We start from the raw sequence: 17,191 nt of genomic DNA on the forward strand, positions 1-17,191 counted from the left end.
ACTGTTCTGAGCCCTCTGCCCACGGGTGCGCAGCGCACCCGGCCTCGCCGCTCCTGACCCCCGCGCGTCAGCCGCGCGCGGGCGCCCCGTGGCACTGCTTGTACTTGCGCCCCGAGCCGCAGGGGCACGGCGCGTTGCGGGACGGCGTGTCGGCGCGCCGCGCCTGCTGCGGGTTCGCCGGGTTCGCCGGGCCACGTCCGGCGCCGCCCGGGGCCGCCTGCCCGTCCTCGTCCGGGCCGGAGTAGTTGAGCTGCTGGGGACGCTGCCCGCCGAGGCCCGCACCGCGGAAGGCGTTCGGTGCGGGGGCGCCGCCGAGCTGCGACATCGCCGGGCCCGCCGACGTCGGGGCGTCCTGGGGCGGCGGGGCCTGTCCCGGCTGCGGACCGCGCGGGGGGCCCTGCCGGCCCCGGCGCCCGGTCGGGGCGCCGCGCTGACCCGCGCCCGGGTGACCGTTGCCGTTGGTCCCCGGCCGGGAGGGCCGGTCGGTCGGCGCCGGAGCAGGCTGCTGGGCCTGCGCGGCGGGGATCGCCGTCGTCGGCTCGAACCCGGGACGGCTCGCGTCGGGCGGCACCATCATCGGTCGGTTCTGCGGGGGCACCGGACCACCCGGGACGGGCCCGACCGGCCGCGTGGGCGGGGCACCGATCGGCGCGGCACCCGCCGTCGAGAGCCGGCGCGGGTCGGGGTCGTCCGGCCGCACGACCGGCTGCATCGCGGTCTCGGTCGTCGGGTTCGCGCCCGGGACGGCGTCGACCGGGGCGACCTCCTCGACCTGGATCGTGAGGTTGAACAGGAAGCCGACGGACTCCTCGCGGATGCCCTCCATCATCGCGGAGAACATCTCGAAGCCCTCGCGCTTGTACTCGATCTTCGGGTCGCGCTGGGCCATGGCGCGCAGCCCGATGCCCTGCTTGAGGTAGTCCATCTCGTAGAGGTGCTCGCGCCACTTGCGGTCGAGCACGGAGAGGACGACCTGGCGCTCGAGCTCGCGCATCCCGCCCTCGGGCACGACGGCGTCGATCTCGTCCTCGCGGCGCTGGTACGCGGCGAGCGCGTCCTCGGTGAGGACCTCGACGAGCAGGTCGCGGTCGAGGTCGGCGTGCTCCTCGACGACGTCCTCCCAGCGCACGCCGACCGGGTAGAGCTGACCGAGGCCCGTCCAGAGCTTCTCGAGGTCCCAGTCCTCGCTGTAGCCCTCGGAGGTCGCGCCGTCGACGTAGGCGGTGGCCACGTCGACGATCATGTTCTGCATCTGCTCGGCGAGGTTCTCGCCCTCGAGCACGCGGTGGCGCTCGGCGTAGATCACCGTGCGCTGCTGGTTCATGACCTCGTCGTACTCGAGGATGTCCTTGCGGATCTCGAAGTTCTGCTGCTCGACCTGGGTCTGCGCGCTGCGGATGGCCCGGGAGACCATCTTCGCCTCGATCGGCATGTCCTCGGGCAGGTTGAACCTGGTCATGATCGTCTCGACCATGGCGCCGTTGAACCGCCGCATGAGCTCGTCGCCCAGCGAGAGGTAGAACCGGGACTCGCCCGGGTCGCCCTGGCGACCGGAGCGGCCGCGGAGCTGGTTGTCGATGCGGCGCGACTCGTGGCGCTCGGTGCCGAGCACGTACAGGCCGCCGGCCTTCTTGACCTGCTCGGCCTCGCGCGAGACCTCGTCCTTGACCCCGGCGAGCGTGTTGTCCCACGCCGCCTCGTACTGCTCGCGCGTGTCGACCGGGTCGAGCCCCGTCTCGCGCAGGCGCAGGTCGGCGAGGAAGTCGGGGTTGCCGCCGAGCACGATGTCGGTACCGCGGCCGGCCATGTTCGTCGCGACCGTGACGGCCTGGCGACGCCCGGCCTGGGCGATGATCCCGGCCTCCTGCTCGTGGAACTTCGCGTTGAGCACCGAGTGCTCCACACCGCGCTGGGCGAGCAGCTTGGCCAGGTACTCGGAGCGCTCGACGCTCGTCGTCCCGATCAGGACCGGCTGGCCGCGCTCGTAGTGCTCGGCGACGTCGTCGGCGACGGCCTCGAACTTCGCGGCCTCGGTCTTGTAGACCAGGTCGGGCTGGTCGACGCGCCGCGGCGGCATGTTCGTCGGGATGGAGACCACCCCGAGCTTGTAGGTCTTGGAGAGCTCGGCGGCCTCGGTCTGGGCCGTACCGGTCATGCCGGAGAGCTTCTCGTAGAGCCGGAAGTAGTTCTGCAGCGTGATCGTCGCGAGGGTCTGGTTCTCCTGCTTGATGTCGACCGATTCCTTGGCCTCGATCGCCTGGTGGAGACCCTCGTTGTAGCGCCTGCCCGCGAGGACGCGGCCGGTGAACTCGTCGACGATCAGGACCTCGCCGTCGCGGACGATGTAGTCCTTGTCCTTGAGGAAGAGCTCCTTCACCTTGATCGCGTTGTTGAGGTAGCCGACCAGCGGGGTGTTCGCGGCCTCGTAGAGGTTCTCGATCCCGAGCTGGTCCTCGATGAAGGCGACGCCCTCCTCGGTGACACCGACCGTCTTCTTGCGCTCGTCGATCTCGTAGTGATCGTCCTTGCTCATCTTCGGCGCGAGCCGCGCGAACTCGGTGTACCAGCGGGCGCTCTGCTCGGCGGGCCCGGAGATGATCAGCGGGGTGCGGGCCTCGTCGATGAGGATCGAGTCGACCTCGTCGACGATCGCGAAGGCGTGGCCGCGCTGCACGCATTCGGCCTTCGCCCAGGCCATGTTGTCGCGCAGGTAGTCGAACCCGAACTCGTTGTTCGTGCCGTAGGTGATGTCGGCCTGGTACGCGACCCGCCGCTCGTCCGGGGGCATCTCGGCGTAGATCGCGCCGACGTCGAGGCCGAGGAAGCGGTGGACGCGGCCCATCCACTCCGAGTCGCGGCGGGCGAGGTAGTCGTTCGTCGTGACGACGTGCACGCCCTCGCCGGCGATCGCGTTGAGGTAGGCGGGCAGCGTGGAGACCAGCGTCTTGCCCTCACCGGTCTTCATCTCCGCGACGTTGCCCAGGTGCAGCGCGGCGCCGCCCATGAGCTGCACGCGGAAGTGGCGCTGACCCAGGGTGCGCGACGCGCCCTCGCGGACGACGGCGAACACCTCACCGAGCATGTCGTCGAGCGACTCCCCGTCGGCGTAGCGCTCCCGGAACTCCTGGGTCTTCGCGCGCAGTTGGCCGTCCGAGAGTGCCTCGACCTCGTCGGCGAACGTGTCGACGTAGTCGGCGATCGCGCCGAGACGCCTGACCGTCCTCGCCTCGCCCGCCCGCAGCAGTCGGTTCAGCACCACGATGGGTGACCTCGCTCGTCCTCGTCGCTGGCTCTCATCGGCCCCGGCGGTCCGTGGGAGGACCCGACCCGGTGTCGCGGCGGAGACCGGTCCGATCACGGGCCGTTCCGCCACGGCGCACCGCGCGTGCACGCGGACGCTCACCACCCATGGTAAGCGCGCCGCTGTGGAGGGTGGCCCGGGGCGGCCGGTCCCGGGCGCGCAGCGGGGCCCGGCCGCCCTGCGGCCGGGCCCCGCCACCCGGGATTCGGCCTCCTCAGACCAGCGAGAGGACGCCGTAGTCGTAGCCGTGGCGCCGGTAGACGACGCTGGGTCGACCGGTCGCCTTGTCGGAGAACAGGAAGAAGTCGTGCCCGACGAGCTCCATGTGTGACAGCGCGTCGTCCACGGTCATCGGCACGCCCTCGTGCTCCTTGACACGCGCGATGCGCCCCGGCCCGTCGCCGTCGACCTCGCGACCGAAACGGTCGTCGAGAGCCTCACGCGCGGCAGGGACCGCGGTCTCCGGCAGGTACCGCTCCCCCTCGTCCTCCCCGGTGTCCTCCCGCAGCGCCGCGGGCAGGGCCTCGTCGAGGTCGGCTCCGGACACCGGCAGTTCCTCCGCGGGGCCGCCCGCCCCGACGGCGACCCGACGGCGGCCCGCCTTGTGCACCCGGCGGTCGTGTGCCCGCCGCAGCCGTTCCTCGATCCGTCCCAGGGCCATGTCCATTGCGGAGTAGAAGTCTGGAGCGCAGCCGACCGCCCGCACGACGGGGCCCCGTCCGCGACCGGTGATCTCGACGCTCTGGCAGGTCTTGGCCTGGCGCGGGTTGTTCTCGTGAGAGAGCTCGACGGACAACCTGATGATCTTGTGGTCGTAGCGTCCGAGTCGAGCCAGCTTGTCGGTCGTGTGGTCGCGGAAGTGCTCCGGGACCTCGACGTTGCGGCCGCAGATGACGATCTCCACATCAACTCCCGAGGGAAGTAGGAGCGGCGCCTCCGCTCGGCCCGTCGTCGGGCCCGAGCGCGGAGGAGGATCGGGCGGGGAGGGGGCGGACGCGCCTCCCGGAGACCCATGACGCCGCAGAACGACGTTCGCGCCTCCTCTCGGTCGGCCTGACCGGTGAGATGGGACACGCTAGCGACTCCGGCGGATGTCCGGAAGGTGTCGAGTGGGCGGACCCCGGGTCGAGGGAACGCCACGACAGGACGAATGCACGCGGTGTGCACTGGGCCGGGTGGGGGTCCGTCCACCCGGGTGAGAGACGCAGGTGAGGGACTCCGGAGGCGCCGATGCGGCCCGTGGCAGCCGCGCACCCGGCACCCGGGGGCGCAGGGCGCCCACCGCGGTCACGACGAGCACGAGATCCACCGGCAGCCCGGCCGCGCCGAGGGCCCCGGCGCAGGCGGCGACCGTCGCGCCGGTGGTGAGCACGTCGTCGAGGAGCACGACCGGGCCCCGGTGCGGCGGCAGCGTCCCGAGGACGGAACGGCGCACCCGGAGGTGCGCGTCGAGGTTCGCCGCGCGCGCCGCGGCATCGAGGCCGACGGAGTCCCGGGCGTGGCGACCGAGGGCCAGCGCGGGCAGTACCTCCCCGTGCCCGTCGCGGGCGAGCCGGCGGGCGATCCGGAGCATGTGGTCGCCCCCGCGGGTCCGGGCGGCCGCGGCGCGTGAGGGTGCGGGCACGAGCAGGCAGTCCTGCGCGCCGAAGCGGACCAGGGCCTCGCCGAGCGCGGCGGCCAACGGCACCGCGAGGTCCCGCCTGCCGCGCTCCTTGTAGGCGATGACGGCGCGCCGGGCGGGGCCGCTGTAGGGCGCGAGCGCCATCGCCGGCGGCAGGTCGGGCCGCTCGGAGGCGGGCAGCGGGCGGCGCAGCGAGGTCAGGCACGCCGCGCACAGGCCGGTCCCGGGCGCGATCGTCACGCCGCAGCCGCCGCAGGGCGCAGGCAGGAGCAGGTCGACCAGGGCCCGCAGGAGTCGTGGGAGCACGTCGTCGAGGGTCGTGCCGGTGCGCCCCGCGGGCCAGCGTCGTGACACGGCCTGTGGACAACTGCCCGCCCCGGTGCCGGTGTGGACGGCCGGCTGGTCCGGATGCAGCAACCCCCCGGATCGAGGATGCGGATCTGCTGACGTCCGGTGTCAGCGGTGCCGCATCGCTGACAAGGAGGGGGAGGGTCAGCCGGGATAGGCCGGCACCGAGGTGTTCGACCCGCCCGGCACCGAGCTCCAGACCTCGCCACCGTCCGCGGGCAGCGACCACAGCCCGCCCTGGTCGACGACGAGCGTCGGACGGTCCGGCGCCGCCGCGACCGCGGTGACCGGCGGCGTCAGGTTGGTGGTGGGGCCGTCGTCGAGGTCGAGACCGTCCACCGAGGCGAGCTGCACGGGATGACCGAGCCCGGCGCCCACGGCCACCAGCCGGTCGGTCTGCGACCAGGTGACGTCGAGGACCCCGTCGAGGGCCTCCGCCGCGGGCCCCGGGCGCAGGACCCGGACCGCGCCGAGCTGCGCGCCCCCGCCGGCGTCGCGCATCACCGTCGCGATGACCACCCGCCCTCCCGCGACCAGGGCGACCTTCGTGCCGTCCGGGGAGAGCCGCACCGTGACGATCGGCCCGAGTCCCGCGAGCGGTGCCGTGTCGAGCGCGACCGGGGTGAGCACCGACGAGTCCGGCGACGACCCGGTGCGCACCGCCCGCACCGGCCTGCCGTCGACGACCGTCCACACCTCCGAGCCGTCCGGGGTCCACGACGGGCGGGTCATCGTCGTCCCGGTGATCGACGTCGGCGCTGCCGCGGCCCCGGCACGACCGACGGCGAGGCGCATCGTCGGGCCCTCCAGCCCGACGACCGCGACGTCCCGGCCGTCGGGCGAGATGCTCGCGCTGCGGGCGTCGTCGACCCCGGTGACGAGGTCGGGCGCGGCGGGCCGCCCCGCATCGCCCCCCGACGCCGTGTCCTGCGGGACGGCTCGCACCCGACCGCCGGTGACGACGACGGCGGGCGGGGTCGCGGCCGCGTCGCCGGCGGTCCGGTCGCTGGGGAGGTCCTGACGGTCGCGGACCGTGGGCGGCAGGCCGGCGAGCACGTCGGAGACCCCGAGCTGCGGGCGGCCCTCGAGCAGCGGGGTGCCGTCGACGGTGACCTGGACACGGTCGACGCCGACGCCCGCGAGGGTGAGGACGATCTGCTGGGCGATCTCGGTGCGCCGGGCCTCGTCCATCGACGCCACCGACCCGGCCCGGGTGAGGTCCACCGTCGTGACCCCGTCGGAGGTGCTGCCGACCGCCCGGCCCAGCAGCACCCCGGGCGGCAGCGCCGACAGCGCCGCGCCCCGCAGCGCGTCGGACGGGCCGGAGAACAGCTCGTCGAGCACGCGCGCGGGCACCGAGCGGACGGGGCTGGTCGGGAGGTAGCGCGTCTCCCCCACCGGCGCGCCGCCGACCGCGGCGAGGAACCAGACGCGGACCGGGCGGGTGTTCGCCCGCAGGTCGGAGCGCCGCACGATCGTGCCCGGCGGGACCGAGGAGAGGCGCCAGACGCCGTTGTTCTGCGTCAGCCCGACGGCGACGTCGACGGTCCCGGCGGCGGGCACGAACGCCCCGTCGGGGCGCAGCGTGCCCAGCTTGTCGGCGCGGATGCGCACCGACGCCGTCCCCGACTGTCCACTGCCCTGCGAGAACACCGTGTCGACCCGGTCCGACACCACCGTCGGCGAGGACCCGTCGTCCCAGGAGCCCGCCGCGGGCGGGGAGAGGAACGCCCGGGCAGCGCTGTGCCGCTCGGCCGTGGCCCCCGAGGCCAGGATCCAGCCGCGGACGATCTCCAGCGGCCCCGCGCCGCGAGCGGGACCGGGCGGTGCGCTCGGCTCGGCCGGATCGCCGACCCGGCGCAGCACGGTGACGTCGGACGAGCCGGGCACCGTCGCGCACCCGACGAGCAGCAGCCCCACCAGGCCCAGCACGGCCGCGAGCAGCCGCCGACGATGTGAGCGTGGCCCTGTCGGCGTGCTCCCCTCATTGCTGACGTCAGATGTCAGCGACGGGCCACCGCTGACTCGGCTCACCAGATCTCCCCGCGACCCGAGACGGCCCCCGGCCGGTCGTTCTCCGGCCGGACGTTCTCCGGCCGGTCGGTCTCCGGCCGGTCGGTCTCCGGGGGCTCGTCGTCGCCTGCGGGGCCCTCGTCGTCGTCGCCCGTGCGTATCGCCGGGATCTCCCCGGTGGGCGGGGGCAGCGCGGTCCCGGTGGTGACCGCCGCCTCCTGGATGCCGGGCTCGGCCTCGGCGGGCGCCGCGGTCACCGGGATGAGCGGCAGCGGGCTGGTCCGCAGCAGGTCACCGGCGGTGCGCGGGAGGGTCAGCCGGAACACCGAGCCGTGGTCGGTCTCGCCCCAGGCCTGCAGCCAGCCGCCCTGCAGCCGGGCGTCCTCGAGGCTGATCGCCAGACCCAGCCCGGTCCCGCCGCTGCGGCGCTGACGCGACGGGTCGGCACGCCAGAACCGGTTGAACACCAGCCCCGCCTCGCCGGGCTTGAGCCCGACCCCGTGGTCGCGCACGACGACGGCGACGGCGTGCTCGTCAGCCGTGACCCGTACCTCGATGGGCCTGCTCTCGCCGTGGTCGATGGCGTTGGCGAGCAGGTTGCGCAGGATGCGCTCGACGCGGCGCGGGTCGACCTCGGCGTCGGCGTCCTCGGTGAGGTCGAGCAGCAGCGGGGTGGCGGACTCCTCGACGAGGTGGCGCACGGTCTCGGCGGAGCGCCGCACGATGTCCCCGATGTCGACGCGTTCGATCGCCAGCTCGGCCACGCCCGCGTCGAGGCGGCTGATCTCGAGCAGGTCGCCGAGCAGCGACTCGAAGCGGTCCAGCTCGGCGACCAGCAGCTGGGCGGAGCGCTGCGCGATCGGGTCCAGGTCCTCGGCCTGGGCGTGGAGCACCTCGGCGGCCATGCGCACCGTCGTCAGCGGGGTCCGCAGCTCGTGGCTGACGTCGGAGGTGAACCGCCGCTGCAGCGCACCGAACTCCTCGAGCTGGTGGATCTGCTGCTGGATGCTCGCCGCCATCTCGTTGTAGGACTCCGCCAGCCGGGCGACCTCGTCGTCGCCGTAGACCGGCATGCGTTCGTCGAGGTGCCCGTCCGCGAAGCGCTCGGCGACGTCGGCCGCCTGGCGGACCGGGCGCACCACCTGGCGGGTGACGATGCTCGAGATGCCCGCGAGCAGGCCCAGCAGGGCGAGGCCCGCCAGCGCGAGGGTCGACTGGATGAGCGAGAGGGTCCGCTGCTCCGCCGACAGCGGGAAGATCAGGTAGAGCTGCAGGTTGCGTCCCGCGGTGCGCACCGGCTGGCCGACGATCAGGGCGGGCACGTCGGGTCGGCCCGCGGCGGACACCGTGACGTACTTGGTCGCCAGGAACCCCTTGAGCACCGGGTCGCGCAGCTGCGGGGGGACGACGTCCGAGGGTCCCGACGACGGCTCGGCGTCGCCCTGGTCCGGGGGCGGCGACGAGGTGCCCGTGCCCGCCGCACCGAGGGCCTCGGTGCCGGCGACCAGCACCGCCTCGAAGGCGCCCGCGTCGCGCGAGTCGGCCCCGGAGCCGGAGGAGGTCAGCCGGTCCAGCGCCTCGTCCAGGGTGGCCTGGGTGCCGTCGCGGTCGGGGTCGATACGGGCGAGGTCCCGTTCGAGGTTCTGACGGCTGATGTCGGCCTGGATCAGCGCGGCCTGCTGCTTGCCCTGGAGCAGGCGGTCGGCGATCTGGGTCTGCAGGACGAGACCCAGCACCAGCACGACGACGCTGGACATCGCGACCGTGGACAGCACCACGCGCAGCTGCATCGATCGGCGCCAGAGCACGCGGACGGCCCCGACCCGCTCGGCGAGGGCGAGCTCGAGGCGACGACGCAGGCCTGCGATGCGGTCAGCCACGGCGGGTTCCCCCGTCGCTCCGCTCGCCCGGACGGCCTCGCGTCAGGGCGGGGTCGGTCAGAGCGGGGTCGGTCAGAGCGGGCCGGCCTTGTATCCGACGCCGCGCACGGTGAGCACCACCTCCGGGTGCTCCGGGTCCTTCTCGACCTTCGAGCGCAGCCGTTGGACGTGCACGTTCACCAGCCGCGTGTCGGCGGCGTGCCGGTAGCCCCAGACCTGCTCGAGCAGCACCTCGCGGGTGAAGACCTGGCGCGGCTTGCGGGCGAGCGCCACGAGCAGGTCGAACTCCAGCGGGGTGAGCGGGATCGGCGAGCCCCCGCGCCGGACCTGGTGGGCCGGGACGTCGATCGTCACGTCGCCGATCTGCATCTGCTCGGTGGGCTCGGTGGGGAACTGGCGCAGCCGGGCCCGGATGCGCGCCACGAGCTCCTTGGGCTTGAACGGCTTGACGATGTAGTCGTCGGCGCCGGACTCCAGGCCCAGGACGATGTCCACGGTGTCGGTCTTCGCGGTGAGCATCACGACCGGCACGCCCGACTCCGCCCGGATCGCCCGGCAGACGTCGATCCCGTTCATCCCGGGCAGCATGAGATCGAGCAGCACGAGGTCCGGTGCGGACTCGCGGACCGTCGGCAGTGCCTGGGCCCCGTCGGACACGATCGTCGTGTCGAAACCCTCGCCCTGCAGGACGATCGTCAGCATCTCGGCGAGCGAGGAGTCGTCGTCCACGACGAGGATTCGAGAGCTCATGTCTCAATGGTGTCACTTCTCACCGACGATCCGGGAGCGAACTCCGCGGTGAGCACGGCACTAATCACTGTGTCAGCCGTCCGGGTGAGCGCTTCGTCCCCCGAATGCCGATTTTCGGCGACCCACCAGCGGCTCCACCAGTGCTCGGCGGCGAGCCGGTCGTAGACCTCGGCGCACCGCTGCTGGAGCGCTGCGTCGGCCTCGAAGCCGTCGGGATCCCGGTCCGGTGCCGCCTGGGCGCGCTCCCGGACCCGCTGCGCGGCCAGATCCGGCGGCACCCGCACGAGCACCTGGGCGTCCGGCGCGGGCACGGCGAAGCGCTCGATCTCGGTGGCCCGCACCCACGCCGTGAACTCCCCCACGCCCTGGTGCAGGCGCGCCGAGCCGTACGCGGCGTTGGAGGCGACGTACCGGTCGACGAGGACCAGGTCGTGCTCGGCGCGCAGGTGCTCGAGCGCCGGGGCGGCGGCACGGCGGTCGAGCGCGAACAGCAGCGCCATGGCGTGCACCGAGGCCGCGGTGTCCCCGTGCTCCCCGTGCAGCGCCTCCCCGGCGAGCGCGGCGTGGACGTCGTCGTCGTAGCGGGGGAACGCGAGCGTCGCGACCGTGGCCCCGCGCGCGCGGGCGGCCCGGCCGAGGGCGTCGACCAGCGTCGCCTTGCCCGCACCGTCCAGGCCCTCGACGGCCACCATGACACCCACGGGCGACCACGCTAGCCATCGAGGGCGTGTGACCGGGGTCCAGGGCCGGGCGTCCCGGTCCACCCCGACACGGACGAAGGGCCCCTTCGCTCGATTGGATCGAGAGAAGGGGCCCTTCGGTCAGAACGTGCTCCGGCCTACCGCGAACTCAGTAGCGGTAGTGCTCCGGCTTGTACGGGCCCTCGACGTCGACGCCGATGTACTCGGCCTGCTCCTTGGTGAGCTTGGTCAGCTCCGCGCCGAGCGCCTCGACGTGGACCTTCGCGACCTTCTCGTCCAGGTGCTTCGGCAGGCGGTACACGCCGATCGGGTACTCACCGGGCTTGGTGAAGATCTCGATCTGCGCGATCGTCTGGTTGGCGAACGAGTTCGACATGACGAAGCTCGGGTGCCCGGTCGCGTTGCCGAGGTTCAGCAGGCGACCCTCGGACAGCAGGATGATCGAGTGGCCGTCGTCGAACTTCCACTCGTCGACCTGCGGCTTGATGTTGATCCGGGCGGCGCCGGACTTCTCGAGCTTCTCGACCTGGATCTCGTTGTCGAAGTGGCCGATGTTGCCCAGGATCGCCTGGTGCTTCATCCGCTTCATGTGGTCGAGCGTGACGATGTCCTTGTTGCCGGTCGTCGTGATGACGATGTCGGCCTCGTCGATCACGTTCTCGAGCGTGTCGACGTCGTAGCCCTCCATGAGCGCCTGGAGCGCGCAGATGGGGTCGGACTCGGTGACGGTCACGCGGGCGCCCTGGCCACGCAGCGACTCGGCGGAGCCCTTGCCGACGTCACCGAAGCCGGCGATGACGGCCTTCTTGCCGGAGATCAGCACGTCGACGGCGCGGTTGATGCCGTCGATGAGCGAGTGGCGGCAGCCGTACTTGTTGTCGAACTTCGACTTGGTGACCGAGTCGTTCACGTTGATCGCCGGGAAGAGCAGCTTGCCCTCGTTGGCGAACTCGTACAGGCGGTGGACGCCCGTCGTGGTCTCTTCGGTGACGCCCTTGATGCCGGCCGCGACCTTGGTCCAGTGCTGCGGGTCGGCCTCGAGGTTGCGGCGCAGCGTCTCGAGCACGACCTGGTACTCGGCCGGGTCCTCGGCAGTAACGCTCGGGACGACGCCGGCCTTCTCGAACTCGACGCCCTTGTGGACGAGCATCGTGGCGTCGCCGCCGTCGTCGAGGATCATGTTCGGGCCGCGGGTGTCCGAGTTGGGCCACGTCATCATCTGCTCGGCGCACCACCAGTACTCCTCCAGCGACTCGCCCTTCCAGGCGAAGCAGGGGACGCCCTGGGGCTTGTCGAGGGTGCCGTGCGGGCCGACGACGACCGCGGCGGCCGCGTGGTCCTGGGTGGAGAAGATGTTGCAGGAGGCCCAGCGGACCTCGGCACCGAGCTCGACCAGGGTCTCGATGAGCACCGCGGTCTGCACGGTCATGTGCAGCGAGCCGGAGACGCGAGCGCCCTTCAGCGGCTTGGCCTCGGAGTACTCCCGGCGCAGCGTCATCAGGCCCGGCATCTCGTGCTCGGCCAGCCGGATCTCCCGGCGGCCGAAGTCGGCCTCACCGAGGTCGGCGACCGCGTAGTCGATCCCGTTCTTCTCGGCGTACTTCTCGTGCGTCGTCCCTACTGCTGCCATGACTCCTCATCCGGTCGGTGTGAACTCGTCGGGTGTCCGGTGGGCGGACCGATGACTGACGTATCCCGGCGGCGGCGGGGGGGAACAACCCAACTCCCGCGGCCGCGTGGGCTTCCAGAGCACGGTCCTCCACCATCTGGAGGCGCCCTTGATGCTTCGGAGCCCTGTCGAGCGTGGCGGACACGATGTGTCCGTTGCAGCGCCACTCGCCAGGCCCGTCGCACATGGCGTGCGACCTGTTGCCGTGGAAACGACACTCACACAGGCCGTGGGGACGGTCAAGACGGGACGCACCCGGGCGCACGTCTCAGGACGGCCCCGCCGCAGGTCGCCAGCGGGTCCGTCCGGTCGGCGTCGACCAGGTCACACCGCGACGGTCCGCCGGTCGGTCGCGGCCGCCGGGACCGCTGTGGCGCGGACGGTATGACCGGGACCACCCGAACGGTATGACCGGGACCACAGTCGCCGTAGTCTCGTCGTCCCGCCCCCGTGTGCGCCCCAGGAGGCCCTCGCCGTGCTCGGACAGATGCAGACCACCCCCCTCGCCCTGCCCCACGTCTTCCACCGAGCCGAGCAGATCTTCGGCCACAAGACGGTGACGGGGGTCGGGGTGGGGGGCACCGTGACGACCTCGACCTACGCGGACTGGGCCGTGCGGGTCCGGCGGATCGCCGCCGCGCTCGACGCGCTCGAGATCCCGCACGACGCGCGGGTCGGGACGTTCTGCTGGAACACGCCGACCCACCTCGAGCTGTACTTCGCCGTCCCGTGCACCGGCCGGGTGCTGCACACCCTGAACATCCGGCTGTTCACCGAGCAGCTCGTCTACATCGTCAACCACGCCGACGACGACGTGATCTTCGTCGAGCGCTCCCTCTTCGGGCAGCTGTGGCCGCTCGCGGACCAGATGCCGCACGTCCGGAAGTTCGTGGTGATCGACGACGGGTCGGACACGCCCGTTCCCGACGACGAGCGGATCGTCGACCACGAGGAACTGCTCGCCTCGGTCGAGCCGTTCGCGGGCCGGTTCGTCGTCGACGACGAGAACCGGGCCGCGGCCATGTGCTACACGTCCGGGACCACCGGCAACCCCAAGGGTGTCGTGTACTCCCACCGTTCGACGGTGCTGCACTCGATCGCGGTGCTCATCGCCGACGTCGCCGGGCTGGTCGAGCGGGACGTGGTGCTGCCGATCGTGCCGATGTTCCACGCGAACGCCTGGGGGACCCCGTACGCGGCGGTCTTCGCCGGCGCGTCCCTGGTGCTGCCCGGCCCGAACATGGTGCCGAAGGCGATCGCCGGGATGCTGCGCGATCACCCCATCACGCTGACGGCCGGGGTGCCGACGATCTGGATGGGTGTACTGCCCGAGCTCTCCCGCGAGGACGTGCCGGACCTGCGACTGGTGCTGTGCGGCGGTTCCGCGGTGCCGCGCTCGCTGTCCGAGGCGTGGCGGGAGAAGCTCGGGCTGCCGATCACGCAGGCCTGGGGCATGACCGAGACCAGCCCGATCGCGACGACGGGGCTCCTGCGCTCGATCCACGACGGCCTTCCCGACGACGAGCTCGCCGACATCCGGGCCACCGCAGGCCAGCCGGCGCCGCTCGTGGACCTGCGACTGGCCGACCCCGACACCGGCGAGATCCAGCCCTGGGACGGCGTCACCTCCGGGGAGCTGCAGGCGTCCGGGCCGTGGATCGCGAGCTCGTACTACCTCAACGAGGACGGCGGGAAGCAGTTCACCCAGGACGGCTGGCTGCGCACCGGCGACGTCGCGGTCATCGACCGGTACGGCTACGTCAAGCTGGTCGACCGCACCAAGGACCTCGTGAAGTCCGGCGGTGAGTGGATCTCCTCGGTGGACCTGGAGAACGAGATCATGGCCATGCCCGAGGTCGCCGAGGCCGCGGTCATCGCGATCCCGGACGAGAAATGGTCGGAGCGCCCGCTGGCCTGCGTGGTGGTGCGCGCGGGCTCGCAGCTCACCGCCGAGCAGGTCCGCGAGTACCTGCTCACGCGCGTCGCGAAGTGGCAGGTCCCCGACGACGTCGAGTTCATCGACGAGGTGCCCAAGACCTCGACCGGGAAGTTCTCGAAGAAGACGCTGCGCGAGAAGTTCGTCGGGTAGGTGCCTCCGGCTCGTGAGCACTTTCCGGTGCTATGGCACCGGAAAGTGCTCACGAGCGCGAAGCGCACCTAGCGCTGTCAGGAGGAGGACGTCGAAGACGAGGACGACGACGAGGCCGTCACGCTCGACTCCTCGCCCCGCTCGCGCCGGCCCAGCACGGAGTTGCGGCGCGAGTAGGCGAAGAAGACGACGACGCCGATCACCATCCAGAGGATGAACCGCAGCCAGGTCTCGGCGCTGAGGTTCAGCATCAGCCACAGGCACGAGATCACCGCGAGGGTGGCGACCACCGGGAGCGCCTTCACGGTGAAGCTGCGGGACAGGTTCGGCTGCTTGACGCGCAGCACCCAGGTCCCGATCGCGACCAGCACGAACGCGAACAGCGTGCCGATGTTGACCATCTCCTCGATGGTCGTGATCGGCATGAGCCCGGCGATGAGCGCGCAGACCGTCCCGATGATGATCGTGATCGTGCTCGGGGTGTCGAACCTGCCCGTCTTCGCCAGCCCCCGCGGGAGCAGGCCGTCGCGACTCATCGCGTAGAACACGCGGCTCTGGCCGAGCATGAGCACGAGGACGACCGTGGTGAGGCCCGCCAGCGCACCGACCGCGATGATCGTCGACGCCCAGTTGGCGCCGACCAGGGTGAACGCGTCGGCGAGGGTCTTGTTCTCACCGTCGGGCGTGCTCTTGAGCTGGGTGTAGTTGACCATCCCGACGAGCACCAGCGACGTGGCGACGTAGAGGACGGTGACCACGGCCAGCGAGCCGAGGATGCCGCGCGGGAGGTCCTTCTGCGGGTTCTTCGTCTCCTCGGCCGTCGTCGAGACGGCGTCGAACCCGATGAACGCGAAGAACACCAGCGACGCCCCGGCCAGGAGGCCGAACCCGCCGTAGGTGCTGCCCTCGCTGCCGACGAGCAGTGAGAACAGCGAGGACTCGAGCCCGCTGGACCCGGCCTTGGGCGGCTCGGCCGGCGGGATGAAGGGGGTGTAGTTGACCGCCTTGATGTAGGTCGCCCCGAGGATGATCACGAAGAGGACGACCAGGAGCTTGATCGAGGTGATGATCGTCGACACCCGGCTGGAGAGCTTGATGCCCATGACCAGGATGGCGGTGAGAGCGGCGATCACGAGGATCGCGCCCCAGTCGACCTCGACCGCGCCGATGGTGAACGACGTGCTGTCGCCGAGCCCGAGCACGTCGAAGATCTTGCCGAGGTAGGACGACCAGCTCTTCGCGACCGTCGCGGCGCCGAGCGCGTACTCCAGGATCAGGTCCCAGCCGATGATCCAGGCGATGAACTCGCCGAACGTCGCGTAGGAGAACGTGTAGGCGCTGCCCGCCACCGGCACCGTCGAGGCGAACTCGGCGTAGCACAGCCCGGCGAACCCGCAGGCGATCGCGGCGATGACGAACGAGACCGCGATCGCGGGGCCGGTCACGTCACCGGCGGTCCGCGCGGTGATCGTGAAGATGCCCGCCCCGATGAGGACCGCGACGCCGAAGACCGTCAGATCCAGAGCGCCCAGTTCGCGGCGCAGTTTGCTGTCCGGCTCGTCGGTGTCGGCGATCGACTGCTCGACCGACTTCGTCCGGAAGAGACTTCCCGATCGTGTGGGACTTGCCATGCCCGGCCCCCTTTCGTGCGATCACTGTCCGTCTGTCCGCCTGTGCGGTGACGGGGACCATACTCACAGTGACCCTGGTGCGCTCCGCAGCCTGCGGAGGTTCGTACCAGTGGACCGCTTCGTGGAGCACATGGGCCCGGATCGGGCGCAGAGAGTTCGCCCGCACGGAGCACCGGGTCTACGGCGTGGGGTCGAGCGAGGGGTCGAGTCCGTCCTCGGAGCCGGTGCGGTCGAGGTCGGGCTCGAGATAGATGATCCGTGCCTCGGGGACCCTCGCGCGGAGCCGTGCCTCGGCGGCGTCGATCGCCTCGGCGACCGTCTCGGTCGGCAGGCTTCCCGGCACCGCGATCTTGGCGGCCACCAGCAGCTCCTCGGGCCCCATGTACTGGGTGCGCAGGTGGATGACGCGCTCCACCGGCCCACCGACCAGCGAGGCCGTGATCGTGGCGATCAGCGGCGGCCGTGCGGCCTCGCCGATCAGCAGGCTCTTCGTCTCCACGATGAGGACGGCCGCGATGACCCCGAGCAGGATGCCGATCGCGATGGTGCCGATCGCGTCCCAGATCGGATCGCCGGTCGCGACGGAGAGCCCGACGCCCGCGAGGGCGAACACGAGCCCCACCAGCGCCCCGGTGTCCTCCAGGAGCACGACGGGCAGCTCGGGGTTGACCGACTGGCGGATGAAGCCCCACCAGGTCGCGTCGCCCTTGAGCTCGCGGGACTCGCCGACGGCGGTCATGAAGCTGTAGCCCTCCAGCCCGATCGCCACCACGAGGATGACGATCGCGACGACGGGGCTCGTGAGCTCCTCGGGCGCGGACAGCTTGTGCACGCCCTCGTAGATCGCGAAGACGGACCCGAGGCTGAACAGCAGCAGGGCGACCACGAAGGAGTAGAAGAAGCGATCCCGCCCGTAGCCGAACGGGTGCGCGGGCGTGGCGGCCCGCGCGGCCCGCTTGCGGCCGAACAGCAGCAGGCCCTGGTTCGCGGTGTCGGCGACCGAGTGGACGCCTTCCGCGAGCATCGACGACGACCCGGTGATCGCGAAGCCGACGAACTTCGCGACCGCGATCCCCGCGTTGGCGGACAGGGCGGCGACGATCGCCTTGGAGCCTCCGGATGCGGACACCGCGACCTCCTCCAGGGCTGATGACGGGGACGAACCGGGCACCGTGTCCGGCCCGCGGC

At 71.9% G+C, this 17,191-nt stretch carries 11 protein-coding genes and 1 riboswitch; of the genes, 1 reads left to right on the top strand and 10 read right to left on the bottom strand.

Annotated elements, in window-relative coordinates:
* Positions 1–67: 67 nt before the first annotated feature.
* The 8 genes from secA to ahcY all read right to left on the bottom strand — a co-directional run bounded on the left by secA (position 68) and on the right by ahcY (position 12,244).
* Complete coding sequence (secA, locus tag VGI02_RS04335; RefSeq protein ID WP_331626033.1) at positions 68–3,259, bottom strand: preprotein translocase subunit SecA; 3,192 nt, start codon at positions 3,257–3,259, stop codon at positions 68–70.
* Positions 3,260–3,515: 256 nt separating this feature from the next.
* Positions 3,516–4,205, bottom strand: a complete 690-nt coding sequence (gene hpf, locus VGI02_RS04340) for a ribosome hibernation-promoting factor, HPF/YfiA family (protein WP_331626034.1) — start codon at positions 4,203–4,205, stop codon at positions 3,516–3,518.
* Between the two features lie 171 nt (positions 4,206–4,376).
* On the bottom strand, positions 4,377–5,228 hold the full coding sequence (locus VGI02_RS04345; protein ID WP_331626035.1) for a ComF family protein: 852 nt from the start codon (positions 5,226–5,228) through the stop codon (positions 4,377–4,379).
* Between the two features lie 186 nt (positions 5,229–5,414).
* Positions 5,415–7,202 (bottom strand): LpqB family beta-propeller domain-containing protein, encoded by a 1,788-nt coding sequence (locus tag VGI02_RS04350; protein ID WP_331626036.1) that lies wholly within the window; start codon positions 7,200–7,202, stop codon positions 5,415–5,417.
* Positions 7,203–7,300: 98 nt separating this feature from the next.
* Positions 7,301–9,163 carry an MtrAB system histidine kinase MtrB gene (mtrB, locus tag VGI02_RS04355; protein WP_331626037.1) on the bottom strand — a complete coding sequence of 621 codons (1,863 nt, stop codon included), beginning with the start codon at positions 9,161–9,163 and terminating at the stop codon, positions 7,301–7,303.
* A 72-nt stretch (positions 9,164–9,235) separates the two neighbouring features.
* Positions 9,236–9,913, bottom strand: a complete 678-nt coding sequence (mtrA, locus tag VGI02_RS04360; RefSeq protein ID WP_331626039.1) for an MtrAB system response regulator MtrA — start codon at positions 9,911–9,913, stop codon at positions 9,236–9,238.
* Positions 9,910–10,614: a dTMP kinase gene (locus VGI02_RS04365; RefSeq protein ID WP_414638195.1), complete on the bottom strand. Its 705-nt coding sequence runs from the start codon at positions 10,612–10,614 to the stop codon at positions 9,910–9,912. Before VGI02_RS04365 ends, mtrA begins: the two co-directional genes overlap by 4 nt.
* A 148-nt stretch (positions 10,615–10,762) precedes the next feature.
* Positions 10,763–12,244 (bottom strand): adenosylhomocysteinase, encoded by a 1,482-nt coding sequence (gene ahcY, locus VGI02_RS04370; RefSeq protein WP_331626040.1) that lies wholly within the window; start codon positions 12,242–12,244, stop codon positions 10,763–10,765.
* A gap of 133 nt (positions 12,245–12,377) precedes the next feature.
* Positions 12,378–12,458, bottom strand: a riboswitch (S-adenosyl-L-homocysteine riboswitch).
* Between the two features lie 312 nt (positions 12,459–12,770).
* Between ahcY and VGI02_RS04375 the strand changes: the two genes are divergently transcribed.
* Positions 12,771–14,372: a long-chain fatty acid--CoA ligase gene (locus VGI02_RS04375; RefSeq protein ID WP_331626041.1), complete on the top strand. Its 1,602-nt coding sequence runs from the start codon at positions 12,771–12,773 to the stop codon at positions 14,370–14,372.
* A gap of 77 nt (positions 14,373–14,449) precedes the next feature.
* Here VGI02_RS04375 and VGI02_RS04380 read toward each other — a convergent pair whose 3' ends face one another.
* Both VGI02_RS04380 and VGI02_RS04385 read right to left on the bottom strand, forming a co-directional pair.
* Positions 14,450–16,003, bottom strand: a complete 1,554-nt coding sequence (locus tag VGI02_RS04380; protein ID WP_331626042.1) for an APC family permease — start codon at positions 16,001–16,003, stop codon at positions 14,450–14,452.
* Between the two features lie 178 nt (positions 16,004–16,181).
* The gene (locus tag VGI02_RS04385; RefSeq protein WP_331626044.1) at positions 16,182–17,132 is read right to left on the bottom strand and encodes a cation diffusion facilitator family transporter; all 951 of its coding nucleotides are present in this window, start codon (positions 17,130–17,132) and stop codon (positions 16,182–16,184) included.
* Positions 17,133–17,191 lie beyond the last annotated feature (59 nt).

The organism is Actinomycetospora sp. (assembly GCF_036497245.1).
Taxonomy (GTDB): Bacteria; Actinomycetota; Actinomycetes; order Mycobacteriales; family Pseudonocardiaceae; genus Actinomycetospora.